The sequence below is a fragment of the Lachnotalea glycerini genome (assembly GCF_003201285.1).
GTDB classification, from domain to species: domain Bacteria; phylum Bacillota; class Clostridia; order Lachnospirales; family Lachnospiraceae; genus Lachnotalea; species Lachnotalea glycerini.
On sequence record NZ_QICS01000004.1, the window covers coordinates 1 to 14,429 of the forward strand.

15 protein-coding genes are annotated in these 14,429 nt (G+C 33.6%); 8 read left to right on the plus strand and 7 right to left on the minus strand.

Annotation, left to right across the window (positions count from 1 at the left end):
• The first annotated feature begins 517 nt into the window (after positions 1-517).
• The 5 genes from C8E03_RS09715 to C8E03_RS09735 all read left to right on the plus strand — a co-directional run bounded on the left by C8E03_RS09715 (position 518) and on the right by C8E03_RS09735 (position 6,528).
• Positions 518-1,606, plus strand: coding sequence for a PucR family transcriptional regulator (locus C8E03_RS09715; protein ID WP_094380126.1), 1,089 nt, complete (start codon positions 518-520; stop codon positions 1,604-1,606).
• A 70-nt stretch (positions 1,607-1,676) separates the two neighbouring features.
• Positions 1,677-3,719 (plus strand): DHH family phosphoesterase, encoded by a 2,043-nt coding sequence (locus tag C8E03_RS09720; protein ID WP_094380128.1) that lies wholly within the window; start codon positions 1,677-1,679, stop codon positions 3,717-3,719.
• 65 nt (positions 3,720-3,784) lie between these two features.
• Positions 3,785-4,231 (plus strand): 50S ribosomal protein L9, encoded by a 447-nt coding sequence (gene rplI, locus C8E03_RS09725; RefSeq protein ID WP_094380130.1) that lies wholly within the window; start codon positions 3,785-3,787, stop codon positions 4,229-4,231.
• Between the two features lie 12 nt (positions 4,232-4,243).
• Complete coding sequence (gene dnaB, locus C8E03_RS09730; RefSeq protein WP_094380131.1) at positions 4,244-5,575, plus strand: replicative DNA helicase; 1,332 nt, start codon at positions 4,244-4,246, stop codon at positions 5,573-5,575.
• 290 nt (positions 5,576-5,865) lie between these two features.
• Positions 5,866-6,528, plus strand: coding sequence for a helix-turn-helix domain-containing protein (locus C8E03_RS09735; RefSeq protein ID WP_094380133.1), 663 nt, complete (start codon positions 5,866-5,868; stop codon positions 6,526-6,528).
• A 67-nt stretch (positions 6,529-6,595) separates the two neighbouring features.
• Here the strand turns inward: C8E03_RS09735 and C8E03_RS09740 are convergent, their stop codons facing one another.
• From C8E03_RS09740 to C8E03_RS09770, 7 genes are all read right to left on the minus strand, one after another.
• Complete coding sequence (locus C8E03_RS09740) at positions 6,596-6,763, minus strand: DUF362 domain-containing protein (protein ID WP_094380135.1); 168 nt, start codon at positions 6,761-6,763, stop codon at positions 6,596-6,598.
• A 122-nt stretch (positions 6,764-6,885) separates the two neighbouring features.
• Positions 6,886-7,665: a pyruvate formate-lyase-activating protein gene (gene pflA, locus C8E03_RS09745; RefSeq protein ID WP_110290957.1), complete on the minus strand. Its 780-nt coding sequence runs from the start codon at positions 7,663-7,665 to the stop codon at positions 6,886-6,888.
• 41 nt (positions 7,666-7,706) lie between these two features.
• A complete protein-coding gene (gene grcA3, locus C8E03_RS09750) occupies positions 7,707-7,958 on the minus strand; it encodes an autonomous glycyl radical cofactor GrcA3 (RefSeq protein WP_094380139.1) in 252 nt (83 codons plus the stop codon).
• A gap of 63 nt (positions 7,959-8,021) precedes the next feature.
• On the minus strand, positions 8,022-8,231 hold the full coding sequence (locus C8E03_RS09755; RefSeq protein WP_094380141.1) for a hypothetical protein: 210 nt from the start codon (positions 8,229-8,231) through the stop codon (positions 8,022-8,024).
• A gap of 27 nt (positions 8,232-8,258) precedes the next feature.
• On the minus strand, positions 8,259-10,298 hold the full coding sequence (gene pflB, locus C8E03_RS09760; protein ID WP_094380143.1) for a formate C-acetyltransferase: 2,040 nt from the start codon (positions 10,296-10,298) through the stop codon (positions 8,259-8,261).
• A 323-nt stretch (positions 10,299-10,621) separates the two neighbouring features.
• Entirely contained in the window at positions 10,622-10,828 is a 207-nt protein-coding gene (locus C8E03_RS09765; protein WP_094380145.1) for a DUF1858 domain-containing protein, read from the minus strand.
• 214 nt (positions 10,829-11,042) lie between these two features.
• Entirely contained in the window at positions 11,043-11,852 is an 810-nt protein-coding gene (locus tag C8E03_RS09770; RefSeq protein WP_110290958.1) for an adaptor protein MecA, read from the minus strand.
• Positions 11,853-12,141: 289 nt separating this feature from the next.
• Here C8E03_RS09770 and C8E03_RS09775 point away from each other — a divergent pair, with 289 nt between their 5' ends.
• The 3 genes from C8E03_RS09775 to C8E03_RS09785 all read left to right on the plus strand — a co-directional run bounded on the left by C8E03_RS09775 (position 12,142) and on the right by C8E03_RS09785 (position 14,405).
• Entirely contained in the window at positions 12,142-13,485 is a 1,344-nt protein-coding gene (locus C8E03_RS09775; protein WP_170122962.1) for a serine/threonine protein kinase, read from the plus strand.
• Positions 13,482-14,087 (plus strand): hypothetical protein, encoded by a 606-nt coding sequence (locus C8E03_RS09780; protein WP_110290960.1) that lies wholly within the window; start codon positions 13,482-13,484, stop codon positions 14,085-14,087. Before C8E03_RS09775 ends, C8E03_RS09780 begins: the two co-directional genes overlap by 4 nt.
• 111 nt (positions 14,088-14,198) lie before the next feature.
• Positions 14,199-14,405 (plus strand): hypothetical protein, encoded by a 207-nt coding sequence (locus C8E03_RS09785; protein WP_094380153.1) that lies wholly within the window; start codon positions 14,199-14,201, stop codon positions 14,403-14,405.
• The last annotated feature ends 24 nt before the right edge of the window (positions 14,406-14,429 follow it).

Genomic DNA, 14,429 nt, shown 5'->3' on the forward strand with positions numbered 1-14,429 from the left:
AAATTAGTAGACAAGGGTTTGCAACAAATGATTGCATGACGTAAAGCTGTAGAAAGAAGAATGTCGGAAAGCCGTATGAGGGAAAACCTCACGTATGGTTTGATGAGGGGAAAGAGGTCTTGCGACCTCCGACCTACTCTACAAGACCTTGTTGTTAATGTATTAAAGTTTTGATTTCTATGAAATAAAAACACATTAACACGAATGCAAGTGGAAAATGTCACTGCGTAACAGCATTCGGCGCGGCAAAGAGGCCAAGTCCCTCAAGAGTGAGGGGTTAGGGAGCTGATACGGACTTAGTCCGCTTTTTATTTCATACGAGGAAATGTTATTTAAATATGGAAGAAAGTAAGTGTATCTTATGGAATAATAAACGTTTCTTTTAGAATAGTCCCAATAATATAAAACCAAAAATTTGAAATAATTGCATAGGTGTAGTATAATAATGAATTAGGTTAGACTGATGACTTGTAAACAAGCTAATTGTGGTTAATAAGGAAAGAATGGGAGTGAATAGATGATTTCAAATCAGATATTGCAAAATAGTATTAATGAATTAAAAGCGATAACTAGAGTCGACTTATGCATTTTGGATATAGATGGAATGACTATGGCAAGTACGAGTGAGGATTTTGAAGTAAATCCGGATATGATAAATTCATTTGCGTTATCGCCAGCCGATAGTCAGGAAATTCAAGGATTACATTATTTTAAAGTTTTTGATGATAGGCAGCTTGAATACGTACTTGTTGCTAAGGGGTCTAGTGATGATGTATATATGATAGGAAAGGTAGCCGTGTGCCAGATACAGAATTTGATTATTGCTTACAAGGAGCGGTTTGATAAGAATAATTTTATACAAAATTTGATTCTGGATAACTTACTTTTGGTAGATATCTATAATCGTGCAAAGAAGCTGCACATTGAAATCGAAGCAAGACGAGTTGTTTTCATGATAGAAACCAAAAATGAGAAAGACAACAATGCGTTGGAAACTGTGAAGAATATATTCTCATCTAAATCAAAGGATTTTATAACTGCGGTAGACGAAAGAAATATTATACTTGTAAAAGAATTAGAGGCTGAGGAAAGCTATAATGATTTAGAGCTGACAGCTAATGTGTTAGTAGATATGCTTAATACAGAAGCAATGACGCAGGTCAGAGTAGCCTACGGAACAATTATAGATGAAATTAAGGAAGTGTCTAAATCCTATAAGGAAGCTAAAATGGCACTCGATGTTGGTAAAATATTCTATAGTGAAAAAAATATAGTAGCCTATAATACTTTAGGAATAGGGCGCTTGATTTATCAGCTTCCGATTCCTCTTTGTGAAATGTTTATGAAAGAAGTATTTGGAGATAATATGCCGGATAGTTTTGATGAAGAAACGGTTACGACTATAAATAAATTTTTCGAAAACAACTTGAATGTTTCCGAAACATCAAGACAGTTGTATGTTCATAGAAATACACTTGTTTACAGACTGGAAAAGTTGCAAAAAAGTACAGGTCTTGATATTCGTATTTTTGATGATGCGCTTACATTTAAAATTGCTATGATGGTAGTAAACTATATGAAATATATGGAAAGCATTGAATTTTAATTTTTTTTAAGTGGATAATGTACAAGCATTGTCTGGTAAGTGATTAGGAATTCCATGAATGGAGGAAACGATGAATAAAAAGGTTAAGTTGAAAGGGTCAATTAAGATTTATTTGCAGTGGCCACTGATATTGACAATACTTATTTTTATAATGAATGGTGTAGTTTTTGCGATAGACAGAAAAGCTGGTGGTGCAATGGCTACCTTTACATTTATTTATATTGTCTTTATTTTGGTGCTGTATTTAAGAACAAAAAATACCCTGATGAATGACTTAATTACATTTGCAACACAATACGGACAGATTCAAAAAAAGCTCCTTCTTGAAATGAAAATTCCCTATGCAATACTGGATGATGATGGGAAGCTTCTGTGGATGAACAAAGAATTTGCCAAGATAGTCAAAAAGGATAGATATTACAGAAAATCTATTACGGGCTTGTTTCCTAACATTACTAAAGATTTATTACCAAATGAGCTGAATGAATGTCAAGTATCATTTGAGTATGAGTCAAGAGACTATGAAGCACAGATGAAGAAAGTTTCAATGGACAGCGTATTAGAAACTACTTCTATTGTTAAGGTTGAAGCAGAGAAAAGCTATATTATAGCAATGTATTTGTTTGACAGAACAGAACTTAATTCTTATATTAAGGAGAATAAGGAACAAAGATTGGTAACAGGGCTTATTTATTTAGATAATTATGAGGAAGCTCTTGAAAGTGTAGAGGAGGTCAGACGTTCATTACTGATTGCATTAATTGACAGAAAAATTAATAAGTACATTTCAGGTATGGATGGGATAGTGAAAAAGCTTGAAAAAGATAAGTACTTTGTTGTTATGAAGCAAAAGTGTCTGGATACTTTGCAAAGCAATAAATTTTCTATATTAGATGAAGTAAAGACAGTAAATATTGGTAATGAAATGGCTGTAACCTTAAGTATCGGCTTTGGAGTGAATGGTTCCACCTATATTCAAAATTATGCCTATGCTAGAACGGCGATTGATTTGGCATTAGGACGTGGAGGTGACCAAGCGGTTCTTAAGGATAATGATAAAATATATTATTATGGCGGCAAGACAAAGCAGGTGGAGAAAAGTACCAGAGTGAAAGCAAGAGTAAAGGCTCATGCGCTGAGAGAACTAATGGAAGCCAATGATAAGATTATTGTCATGGGACATAAAATAGGAGATGTTGATTCCTTTGGTGCTTCTATTGGCATATATAGAGCAGCTAAGACTCTGAATAAAAAGGCTTACATTGTAATTAATGATATTACTACTTCAGTAAGACCATTGCTTGAATGCTTTGTTAATAATCAGGATTATGATGAAGATATGTTTGTAACCAGCAGTGAAGCTCTGGAGCTGGTTGATAATAATACAGTTGTAACAGTGGTAGACGTAAATAAACCAAGTTACACAGAATGTGAAGAATTGTTAAAAAGGGCGCGGACCATTGTAGTTCTTGATCATCATAGACAGGGAGTAGAAAGTATTGAGAATGCAGTGTTGTCTTATGTGGAAACGTATGCATCTTCTGCTTGTGAAATGGTTGCAGAAATACTTCAATATTTTGATGATAGCATTAAAATAAAAGGTGTTGAGGCAGATTGCTTATATGCAGGAATTATGATTGATACAAACAATTTTATGTCCAAAACAGGAGTTAGAACTTTTGAAGCAGCGGCATTTTTAAGAAGATGCGGTTCTGATGTTTCCCGGGTAAGAAAGATGTTTCGAGATGATATGATCACGTATAAGGCAAGAGCAGAGGCAGTTCGCCATGCCGAGGTTTACAGGGAATTTGCCATATCTGTGTGCCCGACAGGAGGATTAGAAAGTCCAACTGTAGTAGGAGCACAGGCGGCAAATGAGCTTCTTAACATTATTGGGGTAAAGGCTTCCATTGTTTTAACAGAATACAATGGGAAAATATATGTAAGTGCGCGTTCCATAGATGAAATTAATGTTCAACTTATTATGGAGAAATTAGGTGGCGGTGGACATTTAAATGTAGCAGGAGCTCAACTTGAGTGTAATATAAATGATGCAAAAAGCATTATAAAAGAGACTCTGGATATTATGCTCGATAATGGTGAGTTATCTTAAACATAACAGGGATGCAGATAATTCCCAAAATAGCGTGAAAAGCACGTTTTGAAAGGAGTATTAAAATGAAAGTTATTCTATTAGAGGACGTAAAATCGTTGGGTAAAAAAGATGAAGTTGTAAATATAAATGACGGTTATGCCAGAAATTATATTCTTCCGAAAAAGCTTGGACTGGAAGCAACAGATAGAAATCTGAATGATTTGAAGCTTCAGAAGGCACACGAAGAAAAGGTGGCACAAGAAATATATGAGGAAGCGAAGGTCTTTGCTTCAAAAATAGCTGAAAAAGCAGTAGTTCTTACAATTAAAAGTGGAGAAGGAGGGAAGACCTTTGGCTCCATATCTTCAAAGGAAATTGCAAAAGCTGCAATGGAGCAGCTAGGTCTTGAGATTGACAAAAAAAAATTACAGCTTCCCGAACCAATTAAGACATTAGGAACTACGATAGTACCAGTTAAAATTCATCCTAAGGTTATGGCTGAGTTAAAGGTAAGTGTAAAGGAAGCATAGGAGGTATCTATAGTGGAAGAAGCACTCATTAAAAGAGTATTGCCACATAGTATAGAGGCTGAACAATCCGTTGTTGGTGCCATGATTATGGATAGGGAGGCAATTTTAACCGCTTCCGAAATCATTACGAGTGAAGACTTTTATCAACATCAATACGGTGTGCTGTTTGAAGCTATAGTTGAACTTTATTCGGAAGATAAACCAGTCGATATGGTAACATTGCAGGATCGGTTAAAAGAAAAAGACGTTCCACCTGAAATAAGCAGTTTGGAATTCGTAAGAGATTTGTTAATGTCTGTACCGACTTCTGCTAATGTTAAATATTATGCTAGCATTGTAAATGAAAAAGCAATGCTTAGAAGACTTATTAAAGTAAATGAAGAAATAGCAAATATTTGCTATTTGGGTAAGGATAAACTTGAAGATATTTTAGAAGGTACAGAAAAAAAAATATTTGATTTAGTGCAAAGGCGAAATTCTGGTGATTATGTACCAATCAAGCAGGTAGTAATTAATGCTCTTGAGAAAATTGAATTAGCTTCTAAAACGAAAGGAACAGTAACTGGAGTCCCAACGGGCTTTATGGATTTAGACTATAAGACCTCTGGATTACAGCCGTCTGATCTTATATTAGTGGCGGCAAGGCCGTCAATGGGTAAAACAGCTTTTGTACTTAATATTGCTCAGAATGTAGCGTTTAGACATAACATTACAGCAGCAATATTTAGTCTGGAAATGTCAAAGGAACAGCTTGTAAATCGTTTGTTTGCACTTGAGTCACGAGTCGATTCACAGGCAATCAGGACGGGTAATCTGGCAGATTCTGATTGGGAGAAGTTAATAGAAGGAGCAGGTATTATTGGACGGTCTAATTTAATTATTGATGATACCCCAGGAATATCCATTTCTGAGTTGCGTTCAAAATGTCGTAAGTATAAATTAGAACACAACCTTGGAATTATTATTATTGACTACCTGCAATTGATGTCTGGCAGTGGTAAAGGGGATTCCAGACAACAGGAAATATCCGACATATCACGTTCTCTAAAGGGGCTTGCCAGAGAGTTAAATGTGCCGGTTATAGCCCTGTCACAGCTTAGCCGTGCCGTAGAACAAAGACCGGATCATAGACCTATGCTATCTGACCTTCGTGAATCAGGAGCAATAGAGCAGGATGCCGATGTTGTTATGTTTTTATACCGAGATGATTATTATAATAAGGATTCAGAGGATAAGAATATAGCCGAAGTGATTATAGCCAAACAAAGAAATGGTCCCATTGGAACCGTTAATTTGGTATGGCTGCCTAATTATACGAAATTTGCCAATATGGAAAATAAATAATCTAATAAGGAGAATGCTGCATTTGGTAATCCAATGGGCAATCTCCTTTTTAGTTAATGAAAATTATTTTTATTTGTATCAATATAATTTTTGAATTTCACTCTTAATGAATATTATTCCAATAGGTATTAGTTATATTTAACACTTTTAGGTATATTCTTATGCTGTTAGTAATATATATAATATAGAGAAGCTATGTCATTGTGGCGGGAGGACAAGCCGTATCAGATAAAAAGTTTCTTGGCTACATAGACAAAGAGGTAAGAATATAAAAGGAGGGTGGAATATTTATGAACAAGAGATATATGATATCAGACGCGGCAAAGCTTGTTGATGTTGAAACACATGTTTTAAGGTATTGGGAGGAGGAGCTTGAGCTTAGCATATTAAGAAATGAAATGGGGCATAGATATTATACAGACGGTGATATCAATCTGTTTAGAAATGTTAAAATATTAAAAGAAAAGGGATTCCAGTTAAAAGCAGTTAAAACGTTAGTATCCAAATTAAAAGATTGTAATGCAGATAAGTTAAACGAACTATTGCCCTTGGAAAGTGATATTAATTATAATGTTATTGATTATAGTAAATTAAGCGAGGGTAATCATGAAAAAAAAGAAATAGAGAGTAAAACGATTGCAATATCCTCTAAGAGAGCTGTAAATCCTTTAACCGATGATAAAATGCAGCAATTTCATAATATAATTAAAAATATTGTAAGTGATGCTCTAATGGAAAATAATTTTGAACTGGGAAAAGAGATTGGCACAAGAGTATCGGACAGCGTGTTAAAGGAAATGGATTATTTAATGAAAGTTCAGGATGAAAGAGAAGAAGAACGCTTTAAAAAACTGGATGAGCTATTGAGAATACATCAAAAAAACAGAAAGGAAATAGCGGCGACAGAAGAAGCTGGAAAAGGAAAAAAGAAAAAAAGATTTAAGCTATTATAAAATAAAACAAGTAGAATTTATGCAGATGCAATCATTCTACTTGTTTTATTAAAATCAGCAATATCTACTACTGAGAAATTGCACCTGTTGGACATGTTTCTGCACAAGTTCCGCAATCAACACATGCATCAGCATCGATTTGATATTTTCCATCACCTTCGCTGATTGCTCCTACTGGACATTCGCCAGCGCATGCTCCACAGCTTACACAGCTGTCACTAATAACATAAGCCATAATATAATCCTCCTTAATATTCGTTCAATTTTTTAATTGAATCATTACTGCAAGATAAACTCTTACAACATACATTTTAATACAAAATTAATGATATGACAAGCATAACTGTAAATTAAATATCAGGTTTTTTCTATATCTGTTGCCATTTGACTTAGTTCAAAACGACGTTTTTTAATTCCCTCAATAATAAACTTTTTAGCTATGATTGCATTTTCTTTGTCCATATCCGGTATTTCTTCCAATGAATAATCAATACCCAATTCCTTATATTTGTTTTTACCCATAGTATGATAAGGCAGAACATCCAAGGCTTTTAGATAAGTCAGACCTCCAATGAAATAGCCAAGCTCAAAGAGAAAATTTTCACTATCATTTAATGTTGGAACAACTACATGCCGTATCCACATATCAATGTGCTTGGAATCTAAATACTTGGCAAACTGCAAAATTTGAGCATTCGGCTGCTTTGTGAGTTTTAAATGTTCCTGCGTTTTAATATGCTTAATATCAAGCATAACTAAATCTGTTACTCTGACTAAACGGTCAAATTTATTTAATAAATTAGTATTACTTTCATTGAATATGATACCCGATGTATCAAGGCAGGTATGAATGCCTTTTGCCTTTGCAGCTTCAAATAATTCAATTAAAAAATCAATCTGCATCAGCGGCTCACCACCTGATACAGTGAGTCCGCCATTTTTGTAAAAGGCTCTATTCTTCTCAAAAGAATTTAATATTTCCTTAACACTCATCTGATTTCCGATATCTGGCTGCCAAGTGTCAGGATTATGACAGTACAGGCAGCGCATTGGACAGCCTTGCATAAAAACTACAAAACGAATACCGGGCCCATCTACACTTCCAAAGCTTTCAATGGAATGAATAAATCCTTTCATAAATTTAGCCTCCTTAATTCTCTTTTTAGAGATTCAAAGGTTTACATTGCCTTATGGAAAGTACGTGAAATAATTTCATCCTGCTGTTCTTTTGTTAGCTTTATAAAATTAACGGCATATCCTGAGATTCGGATTGTCAACTGTGGATATTTCTCCGGATGAGCCTGAGCATCCAATAAAGTTTCTTTATTAAGAACATTGATATTTAAATGATGTCCGCCACTTTCTGCATAACCATCCAAAACTGAAATTAAATTATCTATTTGTATTTCACTAGCTTTAACATTTGTCATTATGAATTCCTCCTAATTTATAACCAATATACATTTAAATTTGAGTTGATTCTGTATTTTTAGTTACTCCTCTTCTGTAGTATCAATTCCTTCATGCAACGTAGGAATGTTGCATGCAAGGTTACTATTTTCACAATCAACACACCCTAATTGATTGACGATTCTATCCGTACATTGAGAATCTAAAGCGGTAATATTAAGATGGCCAACTCCCTTTAAAACAGAGCTATCTAGCAGAGTAATTATATCCTCGATCATATCCTTATTTTCCATAATATCAGTCCTTCTATAAAATAAAATTTAGTTACCTAAATCAATATCAATATCACCAACAAAAATCTGATCTTCCTTACCTAGTGCACCAGGTATAATGGTAAAGGTATTAGAAATACCATCTTGTGCATCTTTAAATGGAAGCTTAGAAACGGAAGCAAGTGATGCAACTGCACCATGAGCGTCACGTCCGTGCATTGGGTTAGCGCCGGGTGCAAATGGTTCTCCTTGCTTGCGACCATCAGGAGTAGAACCAGTATTTTTTCCGTAAGTTACATTTGAAGTAATTGTTAGGATAGAAGTAGTTGGAATACCTCCGCGATACGTGTGATTCGCTCTAACATGCTGCATAAAAGTATGAACCAGATTGGTTGCTAACTCATCTACACGCTCGTCATCGTTACCATATTTGGGAAAATCTCCCTCTATTTTATAGTCAATAACAAGTCCACTTTCATCTCTGACAGTCTTCACCTTAGCATACTTAATGGCTGAAAGAGAATCTGCCACTACGGAAAGTCCTGCAATACCAGTTGCAAACCAGCGAGTTACTTCCTTATCATGTAAAGCCATTTGTAATCTTTCGTAGCTGTACTTATCATGCATAAAATGAATAATATTTAATGTATTTACATAAACTTGAGCTAACCATTTCATCATGTCATTATATTTTTCCATCACTTCATCAAACTCAAGATATTCAGAAGTAATGGGTCTGTATTTCGGTCCCACCTGCTTATGGCTAATTTCATCTACACCGCCGTTGATTGCATATAATAAACATTTTGCCAAATTAGCACGAGCCCCGAAAAACTGCATTTCTTTTCCCAATTTCATAGAAGATACACAACAAGCGATTCCGTAATCATCACCATGAGTAACTCTCATTAAATCATCATTCTCATATTGTACAGAAGATGATTCTATCGAAGTTTTAGCACAGAATTTTTTGAAATTCTGTGGAAGCTTTGTTGACCAAAGGACAGTTAAGTTTGGTTCTGGCGCAGTTCCTAAGTTGCTTAATGTGTGAAGATATCTAAAAGACATCTTTGTTACTAACGGGCGGCCATCAATTCCTACACCGCCAATAGATTCTGTGACCCAAGTTGGATCACCTGCAAAAATCGCATTGTATTCCGGAGTACGTGCAAATTTGACCAGGCGTAATTTCATAATAAAGTGATCGATGAATTCTTGTATTTGTTGTTCAGTAAATTTGCCATCATTCAAATCTCTTTCAGCATAAATGTCGATAAAAGTGGATGTACGTCCAAGCGACATAGCAGCACCGTTTTGTTCCTTTACTGCCGCTAAGTATCCAAAATATAGCCATTGAATCGCTTCCTGAGTGTTTGTAGCCGGTTTTGAAATGTCACATCCGTATAATGCTCCTAATTTCTTTAAGTCTTGTAAAGCCCTGATTTGCTCAGACAATTCTTCCCGCTCGCGAATCACATCAGAGTACATAATTGTGCGAGTTGTATTTTTTTGATCTGTTTTATCTTCAATAAGACGATCCACACCATAAAGAGCTACACGACGGTAGTCTCCTATAATACGTCCACGCCCATATGCGTCCGGAAGTCCGGTTATAATGTGATTGGAGCGGCAAGCTCTCATCTCAGCAGTATAAGCGTCAAAAACACCGGCATTATGAGTTTTTCTATGAGTTGTAAAGAAATCTACGATTTCCGGATCAACTTTATATCCATTATCTTCGCAAGCTTTTTCTGCCATACGTATACCACCATAAGGCTGCATGGATCTTTTGAAGGGTTTATCGGTTTGAAAGCCAACAATAGTTTCTTTTTCTTTATTTAAGTAGCCAGCAGTATGAGAAGTAATGGTAGAAATTATTTTGGTATCCATATCAAGGACGCCGCCAGCCTCACGCTCTTGTTTAGTTAAATCCATTACCTGTTCCCAAAGTTCAGTAGTGTTTTTAGTAGGTCCTGCAAGGAAGGAGTCATCCCCTTCATAAAGCGTGTAGTTCTTCTGAATGAAGTCTCTTACATTAATTTCTTTTTCCCAAATTCCACCTACGAAATCGTTCCATTCTGATCTCATTTTGTATTACCTCCTAAAAATGTATAAAGTGAATAAGTATCAATATTACTCTTAGTACGAAGCAAGAGTAACGTTAACAGTTTAACTGCTTACATTATAATGGAATACTGTATACACGTCAAGAATGCAAATGTTCTTTTTTGAATACAGTATACAATATTGATATTTTATTATCAATTACGAATTTTTAATATAAAAATGTGGGACTTTATTACATTTTTACAAAATATTACTATAATTAATGATAAGTAATATCTATCGTATTTTGTATTACGAAAAAACCTATAAACAGTATTTACTATTTATAGGCTTTCTTATAAAAATTATTTAGACAATGATAAATATTCATTAATTTTTGCGGTTAAATCATCCGGATCAATACCATGAACCATTGATGCTTCCTCTAGGCTTTCACCTTGAGCAGAAGGACATCCTACACAATGCATTCCAGATTCCATCAGAATTGGAATAATATTCGTATCAATTGCAATTATATCGGAAATAATCATGTCTTTTGTAACTTGTGCCATTAAAAAACCTCCTTAAAAAGTATATTTACAGAAATTAATCTGTATGTGTTTTAGACGACGTAGTCGTAGTAAAAATATTTTAACACTTAGTATCAGCTTTAGCAATACTTCAATATTTTAAACAAGAAATTATCTTATAATAAAAAGTAATTTCTCTATATTTTAGATATACTTAAAAAGCCAAGAAAACTTCTTGGCTTTTATGCTGTTTTCATTAAAATTGAGCTAAAATCTGTACTGCATTGCCTGTAATAAATATTTCTTCATGTTCTTTTAAATAAGCCTCAATCGCTGTTGAATATTTAATTTGTGTAGCATATTCAGATAATATATTGCAAATTTTATTAAATTGCTCAGGGGTATGAGACGTTTTACTAATTACTAAAAAGTATTTGCTGTTAGCTGTATTTTTATATAGTGAGCTCTTTCCAGTGTAGTATCCATTTAATACACAAGAGAGTCTTATTACAGTGTCTAAATCATCAAAAGAATATAGCTTAGTTAAATCTATAGAATCTGAAACCTTAACGGACTCCTTTGAAGTATTATTGTTAGCAGACTTAGACTCTTCCTTTGATGGTGTTAAAGATTCTGAAAGAGGGACAAAATTATCTTTATTACTGACATTTGCTTTTGACTTTTCCTCATGAATCTTTTTAAATAAATCCAAAACATCATCTGCGCCGGTAAGCGGAGACACTTCAGCAGTGTTATCTAAGTCTTCTTTATCACTCAAAGAAGGAGCAAACCGAGAAAATCGAGTATCTAATTCTTCAGGATCTTCAACCTTGGTAATTACCAAAATGATACAGTCAGGTGACAGAGGTATCGCTTCAATCATTAACGGAATGTCTTCTGCTTCAAAACCAAATTCATAGGATGCCTGCTGCATCATATCTCTAAATAAAGATTTGGCCTTTTCGGTTCCATAAGCTAATTCACTGATTTTTAATTCTCTGTCTGCTAAATCATCTTTGGTTAGAGTACAGCGTATTTGGTTGTCATTAACTTTTTCGATTTTCATAATATCACATCCTTTACATAAAGTTAAAAGAATCATGTTAAAATATACTTTGTGATTTTATATTATTATCCTATTATAAGTATATCACAGTATATACAAAAACGTTACATAAGTCAATATTTTAATAAAAATTTATTCTTAGGTAATTTGTGTAATTTAATAATTTACATATATTTCTCTTTATATTAAAAAAAATATTGCAATATTTATAAATTTTATATATAATATTCTACTATAAGAGAAACATAGGTATACTGATTAAAGGAGTTGATTTTTATTTAAAAAAATTTTGTTTGACAGATACTTAATTAAGCAGCCTATAGGTTGTGGGCTTAGCGGTACAGTTTATTTGGCAGAGCATATGAAACTGAAAGCCAAGCGTGTTATTAAATGCATTAGTAAAAAACAATTAATGTACCAACAATTTCTTGCAGAAGCAACACTTCTGAAAAATCTTAAACATCCGGGTATTCCAATTATTTATGATCTAGAAGAAGATGAGGAGTACTTATACATAATTGAAGAATATGTTAAGGGTGAATCTTTAAAAGCAGTAATGCTTAATCAAAAAGCTATTTCAAGAGAAGCAGTCATTGATATAACATTCCAAATATGCAATATAATAGAATACTTACATAATATTGAACCTTTTCCAGTGCTATATTTAGACTTAAAACCAGATCATATTATAGTATGTAGAGATTGTGTCAAAATAATTGATTTTGGAGCAGCTATTTATATGGAAAAAGAGGAAGTAGATTACTCTTTTGGAACACCATGTTTTGCTGCACCTGAACAATATAATAGCTTAAAGCTTGATTCTAAGACAGATATCTATGCAATTGGATGTATTATATTCTATATGTTGACTGGAAAAAATCCATCTCCATCTAATAGCCAAAAACCAATTTTTAAAGAAATAAAAGACATATCGGTTGATTATAAAAAAATTATTTTGAAATGTATGGCTGAAAATCCACAAAACAGGTATAAAAATGTTTCTGAATTAAAAAAAGAGTTATCAGTATGCTTAAATAAAAAAAATTCTCTTATAGTTGCAGTTATGGGTAGTCAAACTCGAATCGGTGTATCGCATATCGCAATAGGAATGGTTTCTTATCTTAATAGGATTGGAATAAGGGCGATTTATGAGGAGGATAATAATAATGGTTTAATATGCCATTTGAGCCATATCAATAAATCGTTTAATGAAACAAATGGAGTATATAATAGGAAGGATTTTCATGCAATTCCAAAATATAATGAAACAATTTGTATTGCCAAAAGTGTTTACGACGTAATTGTATTAGATTGCGGTTGTGGTTCAGAAATAAGTAATAAATTTTTGTTAGCCGATACAAAAATGGTAATTCTTGGAACCAAGGAATGGGAATTAAAGTATGCAAAGGATTGTGTTGATGAATTAAAAGCCATCGATGTACAATACATATTTAATCTTTGCGAAAAAAAACAGGCGTATAAGGCGGCAGAATATCTTGGAATAAAGAAAGCATATTGCATGCCGATGTATACGGATCCGTTTCAAACTAACTGCAAATCAAAACAGGTGTTTAAGGATGTGCTAAAAGACTATGCATTTCATTTTAAGAGGAGGATGAGAGGCAAAAGGTGAGAATTCAAAAAGAACGTTCATTATTACAAACCGTTGCAATATTGGGAACAGAGAAAGGAAATGGAGTAACTCATTTAGCAATCATGCTGGGAAACTATATTACATCAAAATTATTGAAAAGAACGGCGATTCTTGAATTAAATCGATCAAGGGCATTTCTCCAGCTGCAAGAAAGTTATGGAAAGAATATAAAAAAAGAGACAAGTCTCAATTACTTTGAAATATCTCAGGTATCCTATTATTATAATGTGCAAATAGAAATGCTAGGTAAAATTTACAATGAGGAATATGAATATATCATATTGGATATGGGTACGAATAATGTAAGCAATATTGACGAATTTTTAAAATGTGATATCAAAATTATGCTTGGAAATTTAAAACCGTGGAAAAATAAGGTGTATTTTCAATATATTGAAGATCAGATTGCATTGGGATATGCTGAGAAAATAAAGTTTGTAGTACAATCTGGAACGTTTGTTGATATTTGTGAAGTTAAGAAGGCTTATGGTATCGATATGAGTAGTGCCCCGTTTGAACCCGACCCTTTCTTAATTCATGGATGCAATTTTGAATTTTTAAATCAATTAATACTAAGATAAATTTCTACCTAATTGACAGGTACGATATGCAGTAATCAGTAATATATCACACATCTCCTGATAAGAATAATAACGGCTGCCTGTCAATTAGATAAGAATAATGGAGGAATTATGAAAAAGGGGTTAGATTTATATTTTTTGATAGAGCTTGAAAATTATGTAACAAATGGAGTGCCATTAGTGTTAGAAGGGCATGCAAGTACACCAATACAAATTTATGAAGCTTTGCGGGAATGCAATGATTATATGAGTGACTATGTAGGAAATGAAAAAGGAGAATTAAAAGAAATTAGATTTGACAAAGTAAATTATATTTAATACAGTGGTAAGTCATAATGGTAA

Excerpts from the sequence above, each read along its gene's own strand:
- grcA3 (WP_094380139.1), bottom strand. The coding sequence starts at position 7,958 with ATGACAAATGTTAAAGCTAGTGAAATACAAATAGATAATTTAATTTCA.
- C8E03_RS09770 (WP_110290958.1), bottom strand. The coding sequence starts at position 11,852 with ATGAAAATCGAAAAAGTTAATGACAACCAAATACGCTGTACTCTAACC.
- C8E03_RS09740 (WP_094380135.1), bottom strand. The coding sequence starts at position 6,763 with ATGGCTTATGTTATTAGTGACAGCTGTGTAAGCTGTGGAGCATGCGCT.
- rplI (WP_094380130.1), top strand. The coding sequence starts at position 3,785 with ATGAAAGTTATTCTATTAGAGGACGTAAAATCGTTGGGTAAAAAAGAT.
- C8E03_RS09755 (WP_094380141.1), bottom strand. The coding sequence starts at position 8,231 with ATGGAAAATAAGGATATGATCGAGGATATAATTACTCTGCTAGATAGC.
- C8E03_RS09715 (WP_094380126.1), top strand. The coding sequence starts at position 518 with ATGATTTCAAATCAGATATTGCAAAATAGTATTAATGAATTAAAAGCG.
- C8E03_RS09720 (WP_094380128.1), top strand. The coding sequence starts at position 1,677 with ATGAATAAAAAGGTTAAGTTGAAAGGGTCAATTAAGATTTATTTGCAG.
- pflA (WP_110290957.1), bottom strand. The coding sequence starts at position 7,665 with ATGAAAGGATTTATTCATTCCATTGAAAGCTTTGGAAGTGTAGATGGG.
- pflB (WP_094380143.1), bottom strand. The coding sequence starts at position 10,298 with ATGAGATCAGAATGGAACGATTTCGTAGGTGGAATTTGGGAAAAAGAA.
- C8E03_RS09765 (WP_094380145.1), bottom strand. The coding sequence starts at position 10,828 with ATGGCACAAGTTACAAAAGACATGATTATTTCCGATATAATTGCAATT.
- C8E03_RS09785 (WP_094380153.1), top strand. The coding sequence starts at position 14,199 with ATGAAAAAGGGGTTAGATTTATATTTTTTGATAGAGCTTGAAAATTAT.
- C8E03_RS09735 (WP_094380133.1), top strand. The coding sequence starts at position 5,866 with ATGAACAAGAGATATATGATATCAGACGCGGCAAAGCTTGTTGATGTT.